Source organism: Rhodococcus daqingensis (assembly GCF_042665615.1).
Taxonomy (GTDB): Bacteria; Actinomycetota; Actinomycetes; order Mycobacteriales; family Mycobacteriaceae; genus Rhodococcus_G; species Rhodococcus_G daqingensis.
Map to the genome: position 1 here is coordinate 74144 of NZ_JBHTCS010000028.1, position 14785 is coordinate 88928.

Consider the following 14785-nt stretch of genomic DNA (forward strand, 5'->3'; position numbering starts at 1 on the left):
CCCGCCCCTCAGCTCAGGGTCGTTTCCAGATCTCGGGCGTTCGCCAGCACATCGGCGAGCCTCGCCTGCTCGGATTCGTCCAGGGCGGTCTCGCGCACGCGGGCCAACAACACGCCCGCCCCCGCCGCGTCGCCGAGCCTGATCGCGAGCTCCGCGCGGTACACCAGGGCCTCGACGAGGTCTGCCGCGGACGCCCGTTCCTGCTCACGGGCCAGGGTGGCGTCGAGGATGCGGGCGGCCTGACCGTCGTCGCCCTTGGACTCGCCGAGGACGATCGCGTTCTGCAGAGCCGTGGCCAGCTTGCCGGCAGCGGGCGGGGTCGGGGCGACCTCCCCGGTCGGCGTCGCGAAGATCCGGATCCAGTTCCCGCCGGGATCGACGACGGTGAATCCGGACAGTTCCCCGGTGTTCTTCCGCTTGCGGGGCCTGGTCATCCTGGGGATTCCCGAGACCGGAACCCTGCCGTAGGCCGCCCGCAGGCCCTCGGCGAAGGACCCGTACAGGGCGCCGATGTCCGGGACGGAGACCAGGCAGGACCCGTAGGACTCCTCCGGATCGAAACCCGGGATCCCCGAAAAATGCAGGTTGAGGTCCTCGCGCTGGAGTGCGAGGTACGGGTTGGGGCGGACCTGCCGATAGGTCTGGGTGAATCCGAGCGCCCGGTAGAACTCGGCGACCTCGTCGATCGATCGACACGGAAGCAGCGGCACCGTCGTCTCGCCTGCCATGGCATTCCCTCCCCGGAATCCGAGTAGTCAAGTTTGACTACTCGGATGAATGTACCGGAACCTCTCACCGCAGCGGAGCGATCAGGAATCGGGCGACGCCTCGCCTGCCATCACGTACATCCCGCTCTCGAGCCGTTCGATGAGACCGCGCGTCCACTCGGCGCCGCCGTCCGAGAAGTGCACCCAGAGCCGCATGATCTCCCCGACCGGCCCCCACTCCTCGTCGACGGACTCCCCCGGCGTCCAGTGCTTGGCGACCTCCGCCCGCCACCCGTCGAGCGCCGCCACCCGCTCCTTCAGCAGCTCGATCGCCTCCGCGCGGGGCAGGCAGGTGATGAAGCCGACACCCGCGGTCAGCTCGTCGATCTTCTCGTCGTGGCGAACCAGGGCCCGGCGCAACAGGTTTGAGAACTCCGCCAGGCCGTCGTCGGTCAGCGCGTACTCGACGCGCGGCGGCCCGCCGACGGTGCTCGGTGCGATCTCGTGCGCACGCAGCAGTCCCTGCTTGGCCATCTGCTTGAGCGCGTGATAGATCGAACCGGGCTTGGCGTTGGACCACTCATGCGCGCCCCAGGCCTCCAGGTCGCTGCGCACCTGGTAGCCGTGCGCCCGGCCGCGCTCGCGGACGGCGCCGAGCACCAGTAGTCGAATAGCCGACACTGTCGCTACCCCCAGGCGGCCTGAGCGCCCAGGCTCTGCTTGTCGACACGCTCGAGGCGGCTCTCGGTGTACGAGGCGATCTGGTCGACGATCACCCGCGTCCTGGCCGCGTCGTCCTCCGCCCGCTCCCAGGCGGACAGCAGCAGCGGGTCCAGCCCGGACGGCGCCGTGTGGTGCAGCCACTCCGCCACCCGATGGATCCGATCGCGCTGTCGGTCCTGCTTGGTCCGGTGCCCGGCGTCGGACATCACATAGCGCAGCGCCACGGTCTTGAGCAGCGCCACCTCGGCGGCGACCACCGGCGGGATCTCGAGGTCGGCCGCGTAGCGCGAGAGCGGATCGTCGCCAGCGACCCGCCGGGTCTGCGTGACCGCGGCCGTCGCGAACCGCCCGACCAGCTCACTGGTGAGGTTCTTCAGGGCCACCGAGCTGGCCAGCGTGCCGTCGAAGCCTCCGCCCGCCCCGACCACCACGGGCAGCACCGACAGCCGCCGCGCGGCCTCGACCAGGTCGTCGACGATCAGGCCGCGGAACTCCGAGGCGCCCATCTCCGCCAGCGCGCGCTGCTCGGCCGGGTCCGCGAGCGCGCGCAGGTCGATGCGGCCCGCGATCACGCCGTCCTCCACGTCGTGCACCGAGTAGGCGACGTCGTCCGCCCAGTCCATCACCTGGGATTCGAGGCAGCGCCGCCGCCCGGGGGCGCCCGCACGCACCCAGGCCAGGATCTGGGCGTCGTCCTCGTAGGCGCCGAACTTGGCCCCGGGTGCCGGCCGCGTCCACGGGTACTTGATGGACGCGTCGAGGGCGGCACGGGTGAGGTTGAGTCCGACACTGCCCCCGTCCGCGTCGAGCACCTTCGGCTCCAGGCTGGTGAGGATCCGCAGGTTCTGGGCGTTGCCCTCGAATCCGCCGCAGTCCGCGGCGACCTCGTCGAGGGCCTTCTCGCCGTTGTGCCCGTACGGGGGGTGGCCGATGTCGTGGGCGAGCCCGGCGAGGTCGACCAGGTCCGGGTCGCAGCCGAGGCCGTCGGCGATGCTGCGGCCGATCTGTGCGACCTCGATCGAGTGGGTGAGCCGGGTCCTCGGAGTGTCACCGTCGCGCGGGCCGACCACCTGGGTCTTGTCGGCGAGCCGCCGCAGCGCCGCGCAGTGCAGCACCCGGGCCCGGTCTCGCGAGAAATCGGTGCGCCGCGCCGAGGTGCCGGGCAGCCCGCCGGTCTTCGGCGCCTCCGCAACCCGACGCTCGAGGTCGTGCTCGGTGTAGTCCGCCACCGGATCGGACGCCATCACTGCCCCGCCGTGTAGGGGAAGTCCGCCGAGAAGTGGGTGAGCTGATACCAGATCAACGCCCCTGTCTCCCTGGCGATTCCGTGCGCCTGCGACTCCCTCGTGAACACCGCGGGACCCTGCCGTGTCGGCGCCGTCCAGGCCTCGAGACCGGCGTCGCGGGCCATCGTCCTGGTGCGCAGCGAATGCCACGGGTCGCTGACCAGGACCGCGGACCTCATGCCGTGCTCGCCCATCTCCCGGCTCACACCCTCGATGCTCCGCAGGGTGTCCGAGCCCTCCTCGACGGCGATGATCCGGTCGCCCGGCACGCCCCGGCCGATCAGGTAGTTCCGACCCGACGCGGCCTCGGTGTAGACGTCGCCCTCCTGCTTGCCGCCGACGGTGACCACGCTCGGTGCAACACCCCTGTTGAACAGCTTGACCGCTTGCTCCAGGCGCGCCTCGAACACCGAGGACGGCGTCCCCGAGTACTGCGCCGCGCCGAGCACGACGATCGCGTCGGCCTTGGTCGGATCGTCGATCCGAGCGACCTGCCACACCCGGGCCGCGGTCCCGCCGACCAGCAGCAGCCCCATCAGCACCGCACCGACGACGGTGCGCCGTGTCCACCGCGCAAGGGTGCCCCCGAAACCGAGTCGGTCGGTCTCGCGCACGCGGGCTGCTGTTGAACTCACCCCGCAAGTCTGCCAGCAGGCGCGCGGGGACCGCGGTGTGGCGCGCCCGGATCACAGCGCGAACCACGCGATCGACGCTAGATTCACCGCATGGCATTCGCACAGCCGCGCGTTCGCGGTCGACACGAACCTCATCGCATTTCGATCGCAGGAGCCGCGGCGTCGGTGCTGGCGTTACTCGCCCTGATCTGCCTGCCGGCCGTCGCCACCGCCGAGGCACCCTTCCGGATGCCCGGCCAGATCTCCGACCGGGTCGGCGCCCTGAACGACGCCGACCGCGCCGAAGTGCGGTCCGCGCTCGACGCGCTCTTCGACGAGCAGCACGTGCAACTGTGGGTGACGTACGTCGACAGTTTCGGCGGCGTGGACGCCGGGCAGTGGGCGAGCAAGACCGCGCAGCAGAGCGGGCTCGGGGACCAGAGCGCGCTGCTGGCGGTGGCGACCGGCGACCGCGCCTACGCCCTCGACCTGCCGTCGAACCTGAGCAACGTCAGCTCGGCGGAGATCGACAGCATCGAGCGGGACGCCATCGTTCCCGCTCTGCGCCAAGACGATTGGGCCGGCGCCGCGATCGCCGCCGCGGGCGGCATCGACGACGCGATGAGTTCGTCGGGTTCGGGATCGACCGCGAAGTACCTCCTCATCGGCGGCGGTGTCGTGGTCATCGGCGCGGGCGGTGTGGTGCTGTACTCGCGCCGCAAGAAGGCCGAGCGGATCCGTCAGGGCATCGAGGCAGCCAAGGACGTCGACTGGACGAACCCGGCCGCGATCGCGGCCCTGCCGGTCGAGACCCTCGACGCCCGCGCCAGAGAGGTGCTCGTCGAGACCGACAACGCGATCCGCACGAGCGAGGAGGAGCTGAACCTGGCCCGCGGCGAGTTCGGTGACCAGGCGACCGCACCGTTCACGGCCGCCTACGAGAGCGCGAAGGCCACGCTCGCCTCGGCGTTCACCCTCCGTCAGCGCCTGGACGACGACGTCCCCGAGACCCCGGATCAGAAGCGGGACATGCTGATCGAGCTGATCTCGACGTGCAGCAGGGCCGACAAGGAGCTCAACTCGCGGGTGACCGAGTTCGACGGGATGCGCGACCTGCTCCTCGACGCGCCCGCCCGTCTCGACGCCCTCACCCAGGACGTCGTGGAGCTGACCGTCCGGGCCCCGAAGTCGGAGGCCACCCTCGCCGGACTGCAGAACGAGTTCCCGGCGCCCGCGCTCGCGTCGGTGTCGGGCAATGTCGCGATGGCGCAGCAACAGCTCACGTTCGCGGACCAGAACATCACCGCGGGCCGCGAGGCGGCCGCGCTGCCCGCGGGCAAGCAGGGCCCCGCCGTCGTCGCGATCCGGGCCGCGGAGGGTGCCATCGCACAGGTCCGCGAGCTGCTCGACGGTGTCGACCACGCCGCGGACAACATCCGCACCGCCATCGCCACGCTGCCCACGGTCCTCGACGACGCCCGCAAGGACATCGCGGCGGCGTCCGCGTTGGCCCAGCACGGCGGCCAGCCGCTCGCCTCGGCCAAGGCCGCGACGGAGGCGGCGCTGGCGCAGGCCGAGGCGCTCAAGGAGACCGACCCGCTCGGGGCGTTCAACGCGATCGTCAAGGCGGACAACGAACTCGACACCGTCCTGGCCACCGCGATGGACGCCAGGGAGCAGGCCGAGCGGGCCGCACAGCGCCTCGCCCAGGACCTCACGGTCGCCCAGTCACAGATCACCGCGGCCAAGGACTACATCAACACCCGCCGCGGGGCGGTCGGCGCGGAGGCGCGCACCCGGCTCTCGGAGGCGGAACGCCACCTCGACGCCGCCCGCCAGCTCGGCCAGTCCGACCCGGCGAAGGCGTCGCAGCACGCGAAGGCGGCGGGCGACCTCGGCGCCCGGGCGTTGCGGCTGGCACAGGGTGATGTGCAGACGTGGGAGGCGAGCAGGCAGCCGCGGAACTCCGGGGCCAACACCGGCGCGATCCTCGGCGGCATCCTCATCGAGTCGATGATGCGCGGCGGGATGAGCGGCGGCTGGGGCAACCGCGGTGGCGGCGGCTTCGGCGGTGGCGGCGGTGGCCGCGGTCCCGGATCCTTCGGCGGTCCGAGCAGCTCGGGCCGGATCAGTCGCGGCGGGCGATTCTAGGGCGGCTCCGCCCCAGGCATCGCCTTCAGGCGTGCACGGACCGGCTGCTCATCTCCTGCTCGACGATCCACGCGGCGACCTGGATCCGGGAGACGAATCCGAGCTTCGCGAGGATCTGCTCGACGTGGCCTTGCACGGTGCGCTGGGAGATCACGAGCTTCGCCGCGATCGCCCTGTTGGTCAGGCCCTGGGACACGAGGCCGGCCACCTGCCGCTCACGCGGGGTCAGCGCCGGTCCCGAAGCCTTGCGCTCCTCCTCCGCCCCGGGGAGCTCGTCGAGCGCGAAGGCGATCGCCTCCTCCGGACTCCACCGGGAGCCCTCTCGAATCGCCTCGTCGAAGGCCCGATCTCCGATGCCCCGGCGGGTCTGCTGCTCGCATTGTGCGTGATACACCTGCAGCGTCCGGGCGACCACCCCGGGGCTTCCGACCGCGCGCCACATCCTCTGCGCCGCACCGAGCAACAGCGCGGCACGGGGGGCGCGATTCTCGGCGCATGCGATCCACGCCAGCGTCTCGACGCACATCGCGGCTGCGAGCATGTCGTCCGCCGATCGGGACAGTCGCAGACCCTGTTCGAGAAGGCCTGCGGCCCGCGGTGGATGGGCCTGCCACAGCGCGAGGCCGAGGGCGCAGGCCGCGTATGCCCGGTAGACGAACTCGCCGGTCCGTTCACTGATGGCGAGTGCTTCCCCTTGGTACCGGACGGCCCTGTCGGCGTCGCCGAGCAGTCCGGATGCCAAGGTGAGCCCGAGCAATGTCGAGATCTGCCTGAGGTTGTTTCCCTGGTCCTGGTACGCCGCAAGAGCTTTCGCCCAGCCGGCGACGGCGCCCGGCAGGTCACCGGCGAAGGCGGCGAGGTACGCGGTCGCATGGACGACGGCCGAGCGCAACGTATCGTCGTCCAGTTGCTCCGCGAGGTCGGCTCCCGCCTCCGCCATGGCCGTCGCCGCGTCGATGTCGCCGTGATAACCGGCGAGCAGGCTGTTGGCGCAGAGCGCCCTGACCCGTTCGACGCTCTGTTCGTCTCGGTGCAGGTCGAGCGCGTAGTCGAGCCAGTATCGGCCCTCACGCAGGAGTCCGCGGGAGAGCCAGAACGGGAACAGCGCGACGGAAATCTGCAGGCCCTTGTCCGACCCGTTCGGCTCCGTCATGCAGCGGTACATCGCCTCCCGCAGATTCGACTGCTCCCGCCCCAGTCGGGCCATGAGCTCGATCTGGCGGGGACCGATCCACTGGGACCTCGTCGTCGAGGCCAGATCCTGGTACCAGTTCAGGTGCCGTCGACGCAGGACCGCGAGGTCGTCCGCGGCCAGCAACTCCTCCCTTCCGTACTCACGCAGTGTCTCGAGCATCCGGTACCGCACCACCGCTCCTGCGCCCTCGCAGATCAGGATCGACTTGTCGACGAGCGATGCCAGCACGTCGAGCACCTCGTCGACGGGCCGGTCGCCGGCACAGATCCCTTCCGCCGCATCGAGTTCGAACCCGCCGGAGAAGACGGACAATCGACCCCAGAGCTCACGTTCGGCCTCGGTGCACAGCTCGCGGCTCCAGTCGATGCACAACCTGAGGGTCTGCTGCCTGCTCGGCGCTCCCCGCCTACCTCCCGTGAGCAGCCGGTACCGATCGGACAGTCGCTCGAGAATCTGCTCGACGGAAAGTGTCCGCAGCCGCACCGCAGCCAGTTCGATGGCGAGTGGGAGCCCGTCGAGCTGGTGACAGATCTGTGCCACGGCCACTCGGTTGTTCTCGCCGAGAACGAAACCGGGCACCGCGACCGCGGCGCGTTCGACGAACAATGTTGCCGCGTCACAGCGAGACAGGTCGTGCAGCGACGGCGGCGTGTCCGGGTCGGGCACCGAGAGCGACGGCACTCGCAGGACAGCCTCGCCGCCCACCTCGAGAGCCTCCCGACTTGTCGTCAGGATCCGCAGCCCCGGACAGCTACGCAACAGCGACATCGCCAGCGACGCAACCGCGTCCACCAGGTGCTCACAGTTGTCGATCACCAACAGCAGGCGACGATCACGAAGGTGACCCACCAACATCTCGAGCGGCGGTTCACTCGAGGTGTTCCGCGGCGCGATCGTGGCAGCCACCACGCCCGCGACGAGTGCCGGATCGCGCAGGTCGCCGAGCTCGACCAGCCACACCCCGTCCTCGAAGTCCCGCCTCGAGTCCGCGGCCACTCGCAGTGCCAGTCGCGTCTTGCCGACGCCACCGATACCGGTCAACGTCAACAGCCTCGAGGAGGACAGCAGTCGTCTCGACTCGGTCGTCTCGTGCCTGCGTCCGACGAAGCTGTTCAGTTCGAGGGGAAGGTTCCCAGCCACCCGGCCACGGTTGATGGGTGGCATCGACGCGCTACTCCCGTCTGGTCCTCACGACCGATGTCAGAACCTGCCTCGTACGGCAAAGTCAGACCTTGACACTTGCGGGTGAACTGTAACGCCCAGACCGCTCCCGCCTCCCCGGAAACGGGTATCGAGATGCTCTCGCGGATGCGCGGAACGAAAAACAGGTACCTCCCCCGGTCAACCTGCCGTGGCGATCGGCACCGCCCCGACGAAGGATGGGGTTGGTCAGATCCACCCAGCCGATGATCAGCCGAAGGAACAGGACACAACAGGATCCGACGCAACAGAATCAGCCATTCCCCTTCAAATCGAATAACGCCACTTCTCCCATTTCTTCCGCCCCCGATATTTCGGCACGGGCGGCTATTCTGCATAGCCCGATAAGTTGATGTCCAAATCAACGGGTCACCCGGAAAAAGTCGTCGACCCGAATGCACGTCCCTGACCGATGTCGCACTACCTGTGCCTACATGGCACATCTCCCGCGAATTCCGCGAACGGTCCGTGAACTCACAATGAAATGTGTCGCCACCCTGCGCCCCCTTACTCGGGCAACTGAACTCCCGTCCAAGTCATTCTCTTTTTCGCACCCAAGACGACGGGTGGACGTGGTAGAAATTGTCGCGGCCGAAGCTGCTCCCTGTTGCGGCCGCATCAATCCAGGAAATCAAGTCCAAGGAGAATTCAATGCTCGGTACCGCCCTCACCGTCCTCAGCGCGCTCGGGAATGTTGCCGCGATCGGCAACTTCCTGCAGTCGCTGAGCTGACGGTTCGGGGCCGGTGCGCTCCCGAGGCGCACCGGCCCCTGCGTCGGGACAGTACGCGGCCACCACCCGATCGTGGCCGCACCAGTGAAGAGTAGGAGAACATGTCTTCGAACACCGTCCGCCGCATCGCCGCCCTCACGGCGGCGACCGCCCTCCCCGCCGGCCTGCTCATGACCGGCGTCGGGGTCGCGAACGCCGCCGACCCGGCGTGCGTGCAGTCCAGTCACGACACCAAGCGCGACTGGAGCACCGTGTGGGTTACCCATACCTACGACAAGACCGTCACGGCGGCCGAGGCCGCCGCCGGCACCAACATCACGTACAAGATCGTTGTCGGCACCACCGGCATCGGGAATCCGTACGTCAACACCATTCGCGACTACGCACCCGCAGGCTTCGGTGCCCCCATCTCTGCGAAGGTCACCGCATACCACCTCGCCCAGGGGCAGGTCACGGAGGCCGTCACCCCGGAACCGAACGGTGACGGCGGCTGGCGCGTGAGCAGCACCGGATGGTTTGTCAACGCCGGCAACCCGGTGACCGCCGAGTTCACCTACCGGGTACCGGACAACATCGCGGCAGGCACGAAGGTCACCAGCGGCGGCATCGATGTCAGCGGGACCGTCGGCGTCGGCACCACCAAGACCGGCCTCACCTCGTGTTTCACCGCGCGGGCCAAGAATCCGGGCGAGGCCGCCCTCGGCAGCCTCGACGGTGCCGGCCTCGGCTCCACCGAGGGCCAGCTGAGCTCCACCGGCTCGATCAGCGACGTCCTGGGCGACACGATCACGCGAGCCATCAACAACGGCAGCTAGTCCCGACCGGCACCACGCCAGACCCCGTGTGCCCGGCGCCGCGACCGCCGCGCGCCGGGCACACGGACCCCCAAACCCCCACGCTGCGGCCTCGACGTCGACGGTCGCATCTCCAGCGACCCAAGGGAACGACCATGACATCACGAGCGATCACGCGCGGCGTTGCCGCGGGCGCGGCAACCACCCTGACCGTCGGTGCACTCACCCTCCTCGGCGGGGGCGTCGCCGGCGCCGCCCCCGCCTCGATCACCTGGAACGACGGGAACTCCCGTTTCACCCGGACCATCAGCAACACCACCCCCGCCGTCGGCGACACGGTCACCGTGACAACGAAGTTCGACCGGACCAGCTGGGTCGACGAGTTCATCTACAACGTCAAGGATCGGCATCCGTCCTGCCTGACCTACGTCCCCGGTTCCGCGAAAATGGGCGGCTCCCCGACCAACACGGACGAGGTCAACGCCGACGAGGGCAATGGGACCGGCTACGTCCGCTCCTCCTGGGGCGTGACCTCCTGGGTGGTCCAGAATCGCCCGGGCTTCCACGCCTCACCGGAGTACAGCGCCGACTACAAGGTCGGACCGAACTGCCCCCGCGGCACCGCCCTGACCACCGGCATGGACTACGGCGGCTCACTCGGCAGCGGCAACTACGGCACCAAGGGCCCGACGATCTCCATCGGCAAGACCAGCACCACCACCACCCTCGCGCCCGTCACCGGCGCACGCGTCGGCGTGCCGAGCACCCTGACCGCCACCGTCACCGGCGGCGCGGTGGGCGACACCGTCGAGTTCCGCGACGCCGCAACGACAATCGGCACCGCCACCCTCGACGCGGCGGGCACCGCGACCCTCGCCTGGACTCCGACCGTCCGGGGCGGCCACACCCTGACCGCGCGATTCCCCGACACCGCGTTCGCCACCGCCTCCCAGTCCGCACCGATCACAGTGCAGGTCGCCGAGCAGAACGTCACCTCCGCCATCGCCCTCGCACCGGTCTCGGGCGCACAGGTCGGCCGGGCCTCGACCATCATCGCGACGGTCACCCCGACCGCGGCAGGCGGGACCGTCGAACTCCGTGACGGCGCAACGCCTCTGGCGACGCTGCCGGTCACGGCCGACGGCAAGGTCAGCTACCAGTGGGTGCCCGCCGCGGCCGGTACGCACACCCTCACCGCCACCTTCTCCGGCCGTGACGGCGTCACCGGATCCACCACCACCGGGCAGGTGAGCGTGTCCGAGGCACCTGCCTCCACCACCGACTCGACCACCACCCTCAACCCGGTCGGCGGCACCACCGTCGGCAAGGCCACCACCGTCACCGCAAAGGTGAACCCGGCCAACGCGGGCGGCACCGTCACCTTCAAGGACGGCGGCACCGTCATCGGCACCGGCCAGGTCGGACCCGACGGCACCGCCTCGACCGCGTGGACCCCCGCCACCGCCGGCCAGCGCACCATCACCGCCGAATACTCCGGCAAGGACACCGTGAACTCGTCATCGGACCAGGAATCGGTGATCGTCGCACCCAGCGGCGGCACCGGCGGAACCGACGGCGGCGACGGCAGCCTCGGCTCGCTCCTCGGCGGCTTCGGCTCCTGACGACCGGCACACAATGAAGGGTCTGTCCCCGGCCGGCGTGGCCGGGGACAGCCTGAACTCATCGACAGCACCAGGTTCCAGCATTGAGACACGTTTTGGGACACGGAAGGCTTGTCCTCGCTGCCATTCCCCTTTGATGTCAGATCCGACGGATGCCGCACGACGCCATGCCTGATTCACCCGTTGTGAATGAAGCCGTCGCCTGGGCTGCGGTGCAACTGTGGGAGCCACTCGGCGAAGACGGGGACCCGACCCCGATCCGAGAACAGAACGGAGCCCAACGTGACTGAGCGTGCGCAAGCCCAGCAGATCGGTGTCGCCTACGAATTCGACACCAGCTACCCGACTCCCGAGGCGACCCGCATGGCCCTCGAGGATGCCGCGTTCGCGCGGGCGGTGACCGCATACCGGTTCTGGTACCCGACCATCTCGGTCGACGCGATGTTCCAGGGCAACCGCGCGATCGGAATCCACGACAACAAGACCATGGGCATCGCCTCGACCGGTCCCCGCCAGATCGGGTTCACCCTGAACTCCGACACCCCCTACGGGATGGCCTGCCTGGACCTGTCGCACGGGCCGATGGTGGTCGAGATCCCCGCCGGCCCTTACATCGGCATGATGGACGACCACAACTTCCGCTGGATCGCCGACTTGGGAATCCCGGGCCCCAACGAGGGCAAGGGCGACACCTACCTGGTGATCCCACCGGGATACGACGCGCCCATCCCCGACGGATACCGGCCTGCCCGGTCGGCGACGGTCCTGGTCATGCTGGCGGTGCGGGTGTTGCCGATCGGGGCCGACATCGACAAGGCCCTGAGCGCGCTTCGCGAGGTGAAGGTCTACCCCCTCGCCGCCGGTGAGGCCGAGCGCCTCGACTTCCGCGACATCACCGATGCCGATCTGGACGCCAGTCCCCTGCAGCTGGAGGCCAACCTCGGGTTCTGGCAGCGTCTGCACGAGGTTCTCGACGCCGAGCCGGTCATCGAGGAATTCCGGCCGATGTACGGGCTGCTGAGCGCACTCGGTATCGAACCGGGCAAACCGTTCCCCACCGACGAAGCCACCTGCGCACTGCTCGAGCGTGCCGCGCGGACCGGACGCGACCAGATGCTGGTCTCGGCATTCGCCAGCGATCGACCCGATCGAATCGCGTGGCCGGACCGCGCCTGGGAATGGGCCGGGCTGGTCCCCGATAACGGGGACTTCGAGACTCCGAACGGCCTCGACCTCGAGGCCCGCGATCGCTGGTTCGCTCAGGCGATCGTTTCCTCCCCGGCGATGTTCCGTCGCCAGGCCGGCAAGGGATCGTTGTACTGGCTGGCCGTCCGCGACGCCGACGGGGTGTTCCTCGACGGCGCCCATTCCTACACCCTCGACATCCCACAACCGGTGCCCGGCACGCTCTTCTGGTCGGTCACGATCTACGACGCCGAGACCCGCTCGCAGATCCAGACCGACCAGGACAAGGCCGCGTTGCGGTCGATGTTCGAACTCCGCGACGTCGACGCCTCGGCACCGATCCGCCTGCATTTCGGACCCGAGGCCCCGGCAGGCGCCGAAGACCGCTGGATCAAGACAGTGCCGGGCCGCGGCTGGTTCACCTACCTGCGCATCTACGGACCCGAACAGCCCGCATTCGACGGTACCTGGAAGCCGGCCGACATTCACCGGGCACGCTAGGCAAGGCGAAGCGCCGCCGGCAATGCACGTTCTGAAGAGCATTGCCGGCGGCGAGTCCACTCGCGGGCGTTGAGGAACTCCCCGGCGAGGATTCGGAAGTGTGGCCGCTCTACCTTGTCGTGGCGCCGCGCACCCTCTGTCCCGCAGGTAGGAATCGGCCGGGGCCCCAACTGGTTCCGAGTCCGTCGGCGAACTTTCCGTCGCGGTAGACGACGCAGCCGTTGACGATGGTCGCACTGACGGCACCGTCGTTGCGGTTGACCATGCGACGCAGTCCGCCGTACTCGGGCATTGCTTGTTCGAACAGGTCGTGGACGGATTGATCGAGCCCCGCCGGGTCGATGATGGCGATGTCAGCGCGGTCCCCGACACGCAGATGCCCGGCATCGAGGTTGTACCAGTCGCCCAGTTCGGCGGTGAGTCGGTGCACCGCGCGATCGATCGTGAGGAATGGTTTGCGCTTGCCCTGAGCGGACTTCACGCGTTCGAGCAACCGAAGGTGGTAGTTGTAGAACGCCATGTTCCGCAGGTGCGCGCCGGCATCACCGAATCCCATGTGCACGCACTTGTTGGCGGCCAGCTTGTCGAGGTATTTGGGTCGGTGGTTGGCGATCGTGGTGCGCCAGCGGAGGTCGCGCCCATGCTCGAGTACCAGGTCAAGGAATGCGTCCACAGGGTGTATTCGGCGTTCGTCGCCGATCTGACCGAAGCTCTTGCCGACGAGCGTCGAGTCCGGGCATTCTACGACGGTGGCGTCGTAGAGGTTGCGATGCCAGATCTTCGGGGAGAACTTGTTTACGTAGTCACGGCGGAACCAGCGACGGTACTTCTCGGACTTGAGCAACTCGTTGCGTTCAACCTGGTCTTTGATGTCGAGTGCCGCTGCGCCGGAGCCGAACTCCTCGAACACGACCAGGTCGATGCCGTCGGCATAGACGGTGAACGGCACCGGGAGGTGCTGCCATTGGAAGTTGCCCTTGAGCAGGCGATTGATGATCGGCGCGCCGTACATCATGAAGTAGATCAGCGGCGGGTAGGCCTTCGAGTCGGCTGCGGCGAGCAGTGACACCTTGAGCCGATTGCGGCGGAACCGACTGCTCGCCGCGAGAAAGAACTTCGGCAGGTTCGGGGTCAGTGACACCTCCGGTGTGCTCTGCAGAATCCGGTCGCGATCGCGCAGCACCTTGTTCAGTGCACGGAACTCATGGCCCTTGACGAAGGTGGTCGGCAGTGACCGGGACCGGTACAAATCGCCGTCGAGCTTGTCGATCCAGTTGGTCGTCGCCGACATCCCGAGGAAGCCCGCGTCGAGTGCCTCGTTGAGGATCCCAACCATCCTGTCAATCTCGGCCGGTGTCGGCGTGGCCTTGTCGTCGACCGCCCGGTCCATGCCCATGACGTTGATGCGCATGTCCGACTGACCGAGGAACGCCGCGAGGTTGAGTCCGAGGTTCAGATTGTCGATGGCCTTCGCGTACTCGCCCGGCGTCGACCAGGTTCGGTGCTCATCCAACGCGCCGACCACGATCTCGCGGGGGACCGCTTCGACGCGGCTGAAGATGTCGGCGCATTCGGTGTTGGAGGCCATGATCGTGGTCAGCGAGCAGTTGCCGATGATCGCTGTCGTGACTCCGTGGCGCACGGATTCGGTGAGCGCGGGCGAGACGAGCATCTCGACGTCGTAGTGGGTGTGCACGTCGACGAAGCCGGGCATGACCCACTTACCGGTCGCCTCGATCACCTCGTCCGCGTCGGCGACCTCCAACGGGGTGGAGCTGATCTTGGTGACCTCGCCACCGGAGATCGCGATGTCGGCGGTGCGCGGCCCCGCGCCCGAGCCGTCGAACCAGATTCCTCCACGCACGATCAGGTCGTAGCGACTCATCCTGGACTCCTCTCCATCGTGCGGGGTCGCACGACATCTCGATTTCGCTCCCCTGGCGCGCTTCGACGTTCAGCATGCGATTTACCTGGCATTTTGGGTACTCCATATTGACGTGAAGCGTCGTAACACGTAAAACCATGCATCAGTACATGCCCGTACGCAAGCGCGGATCGGGCAGCGAACTTCTTGT

11 protein-coding genes are annotated in these 14785 nt (G+C 68.5%); 5 read left to right on the forward strand and 6 right to left on the reverse strand.

The features are described from left to right. Positions 1-8 precede the first annotated feature (8 nt). The 4 genes from ACFQS9_RS22565 to ACFQS9_RS22580 all read right to left on the reverse strand — a co-directional run bounded on the left by ACFQS9_RS22565 (position 9) and on the right by ACFQS9_RS22580 (position 3351). Complete coding sequence (locus ACFQS9_RS22565; protein WP_378408794.1) at positions 9-728, reverse strand: bleomycin resistance protein; 720 nt, start codon at positions 726-728, stop codon at positions 9-11. 81 nt (positions 729-809) lie between these two features. Further along, a complete protein-coding gene (locus ACFQS9_RS22570; RefSeq protein ID WP_378408795.1) occupies positions 810-1388 on the reverse strand; it encodes a PadR family transcriptional regulator in 579 nt (192 codons plus the stop codon). Positions 1389-1393: 5 nt separating this feature from the next. Continuing rightward, on the reverse strand, positions 1394-2674 hold the full coding sequence (locus ACFQS9_RS22575) for a deoxyguanosinetriphosphate triphosphohydrolase (RefSeq protein WP_378408796.1): 1281 nt from the start codon (positions 2672-2674) through the stop codon (positions 1394-1396). Further along, positions 2674-3351: a YdcF family protein gene (locus ACFQS9_RS22580; RefSeq protein WP_378408797.1), complete on the reverse strand. Its 678-nt coding sequence runs from the start codon at positions 3349-3351 to the stop codon at positions 2674-2676. Before ACFQS9_RS22580 ends, ACFQS9_RS22575 begins: the two co-directional genes overlap by 1 nt. A gap of 90 nt (positions 3352-3441) precedes the next feature. Here ACFQS9_RS22580 and ACFQS9_RS22585 point away from each other — a divergent pair, with 90 nt between their 5' ends. After that, positions 3442-5481, forward strand: a complete 2040-nt coding sequence (locus tag ACFQS9_RS22585) for a TPM domain-containing protein (RefSeq protein ID WP_378408798.1) — start codon at positions 3442-3444, stop codon at positions 5479-5481. A gap of 25 nt (positions 5482-5506) precedes the next feature. On the opposite strand, the gene ACFQS9_RS22590 is transcribed toward ACFQS9_RS22585, so the two are convergent. Continuing rightward, entirely contained in the window at positions 5507-7816 is a 2310-nt protein-coding gene (locus ACFQS9_RS22590; protein WP_378408799.1) for an ATP-binding protein, read from the reverse strand. Positions 7817-8458: 642 nt separating this feature from the next. Between ACFQS9_RS22590 and ACFQS9_RS22595 the strand changes: the two genes are divergently transcribed. The 4 genes from ACFQS9_RS22595 (at position 8459) to ACFQS9_RS22610 (ending at position 12710) form a co-directional block, all read left to right on the forward strand. After that, positions 8459-8608 carry a hypothetical protein gene (locus tag ACFQS9_RS22595; RefSeq protein WP_378408800.1) on the forward strand — a complete coding sequence of 50 codons (150 nt, stop codon included), beginning with the start codon at positions 8459-8461 and terminating at the stop codon, positions 8606-8608. A 101-nt stretch (positions 8609-8709) separates the two neighbouring features. Continuing rightward, positions 8710-9423: a hypothetical protein gene (locus ACFQS9_RS22600; RefSeq protein WP_378408801.1), complete on the forward strand. Its 714-nt coding sequence runs from the start codon at positions 8710-8712 to the stop codon at positions 9421-9423. A 134-nt stretch (positions 9424-9557) separates the two neighbouring features. Next, positions 9558-11024, forward strand: a complete 1467-nt coding sequence (locus ACFQS9_RS22605; RefSeq protein ID WP_378408802.1) for an Ig-like domain-containing protein — start codon at positions 9558-9560, stop codon at positions 11022-11024. A gap of 282 nt (positions 11025-11306) precedes the next feature. Then, entirely contained in the window at positions 11307-12710 is a 1404-nt protein-coding gene (locus tag ACFQS9_RS22610; RefSeq protein WP_378408803.1) for a DUF1254 domain-containing protein, read from the forward strand. A 109-nt stretch (positions 12711-12819) separates the two neighbouring features. Here the strand turns inward: ACFQS9_RS22610 and ACFQS9_RS22615 are convergent, their stop codons facing one another. Continuing rightward, positions 12820-14595, reverse strand: coding sequence for an N-acyl-D-amino-acid deacylase family protein (locus ACFQS9_RS22615; protein ID WP_378408804.1), 1776 nt, complete (start codon positions 14593-14595; stop codon positions 12820-12822). Positions 14596-14785 lie beyond the last annotated feature (190 nt).

Excerpts from the sequence above, each read along its gene's own strand:
- ACFQS9_RS22565 (WP_378408794.1), bottom strand. The coding sequence starts at position 728 with ATGGCAGGCGAGACGACGGTGCCGCTGCTTCCGTGTCGATCGATCGAC.
- ACFQS9_RS22575 (WP_378408796.1), bottom strand. The coding sequence starts at position 2,674 with ATGGCGTCCGATCCGGTGGCGGACTACACCGAGCACGACCTCGAGCGT.
- ACFQS9_RS22585 (WP_378408798.1), top strand. The coding sequence starts at position 3,442 with ATGGCATTCGCACAGCCGCGCGTTCGCGGTCGACACGAACCTCATCGC.
- ACFQS9_RS22600 (WP_378408801.1), top strand. The coding sequence starts at position 8,710 with ATGTCTTCGAACACCGTCCGCCGCATCGCCGCCCTCACGGCGGCGACC.
- ACFQS9_RS22605 (WP_378408802.1), top strand. The coding sequence starts at position 9,558 with ATGACATCACGAGCGATCACGCGCGGCGTTGCCGCGGGCGCGGCAACC.
- ACFQS9_RS22615 (WP_378408804.1), bottom strand. The coding sequence starts at position 14,595 with ATGAGTCGCTACGACCTGATCGTGCGTGGAGGAATCTGGTTCGACGGC.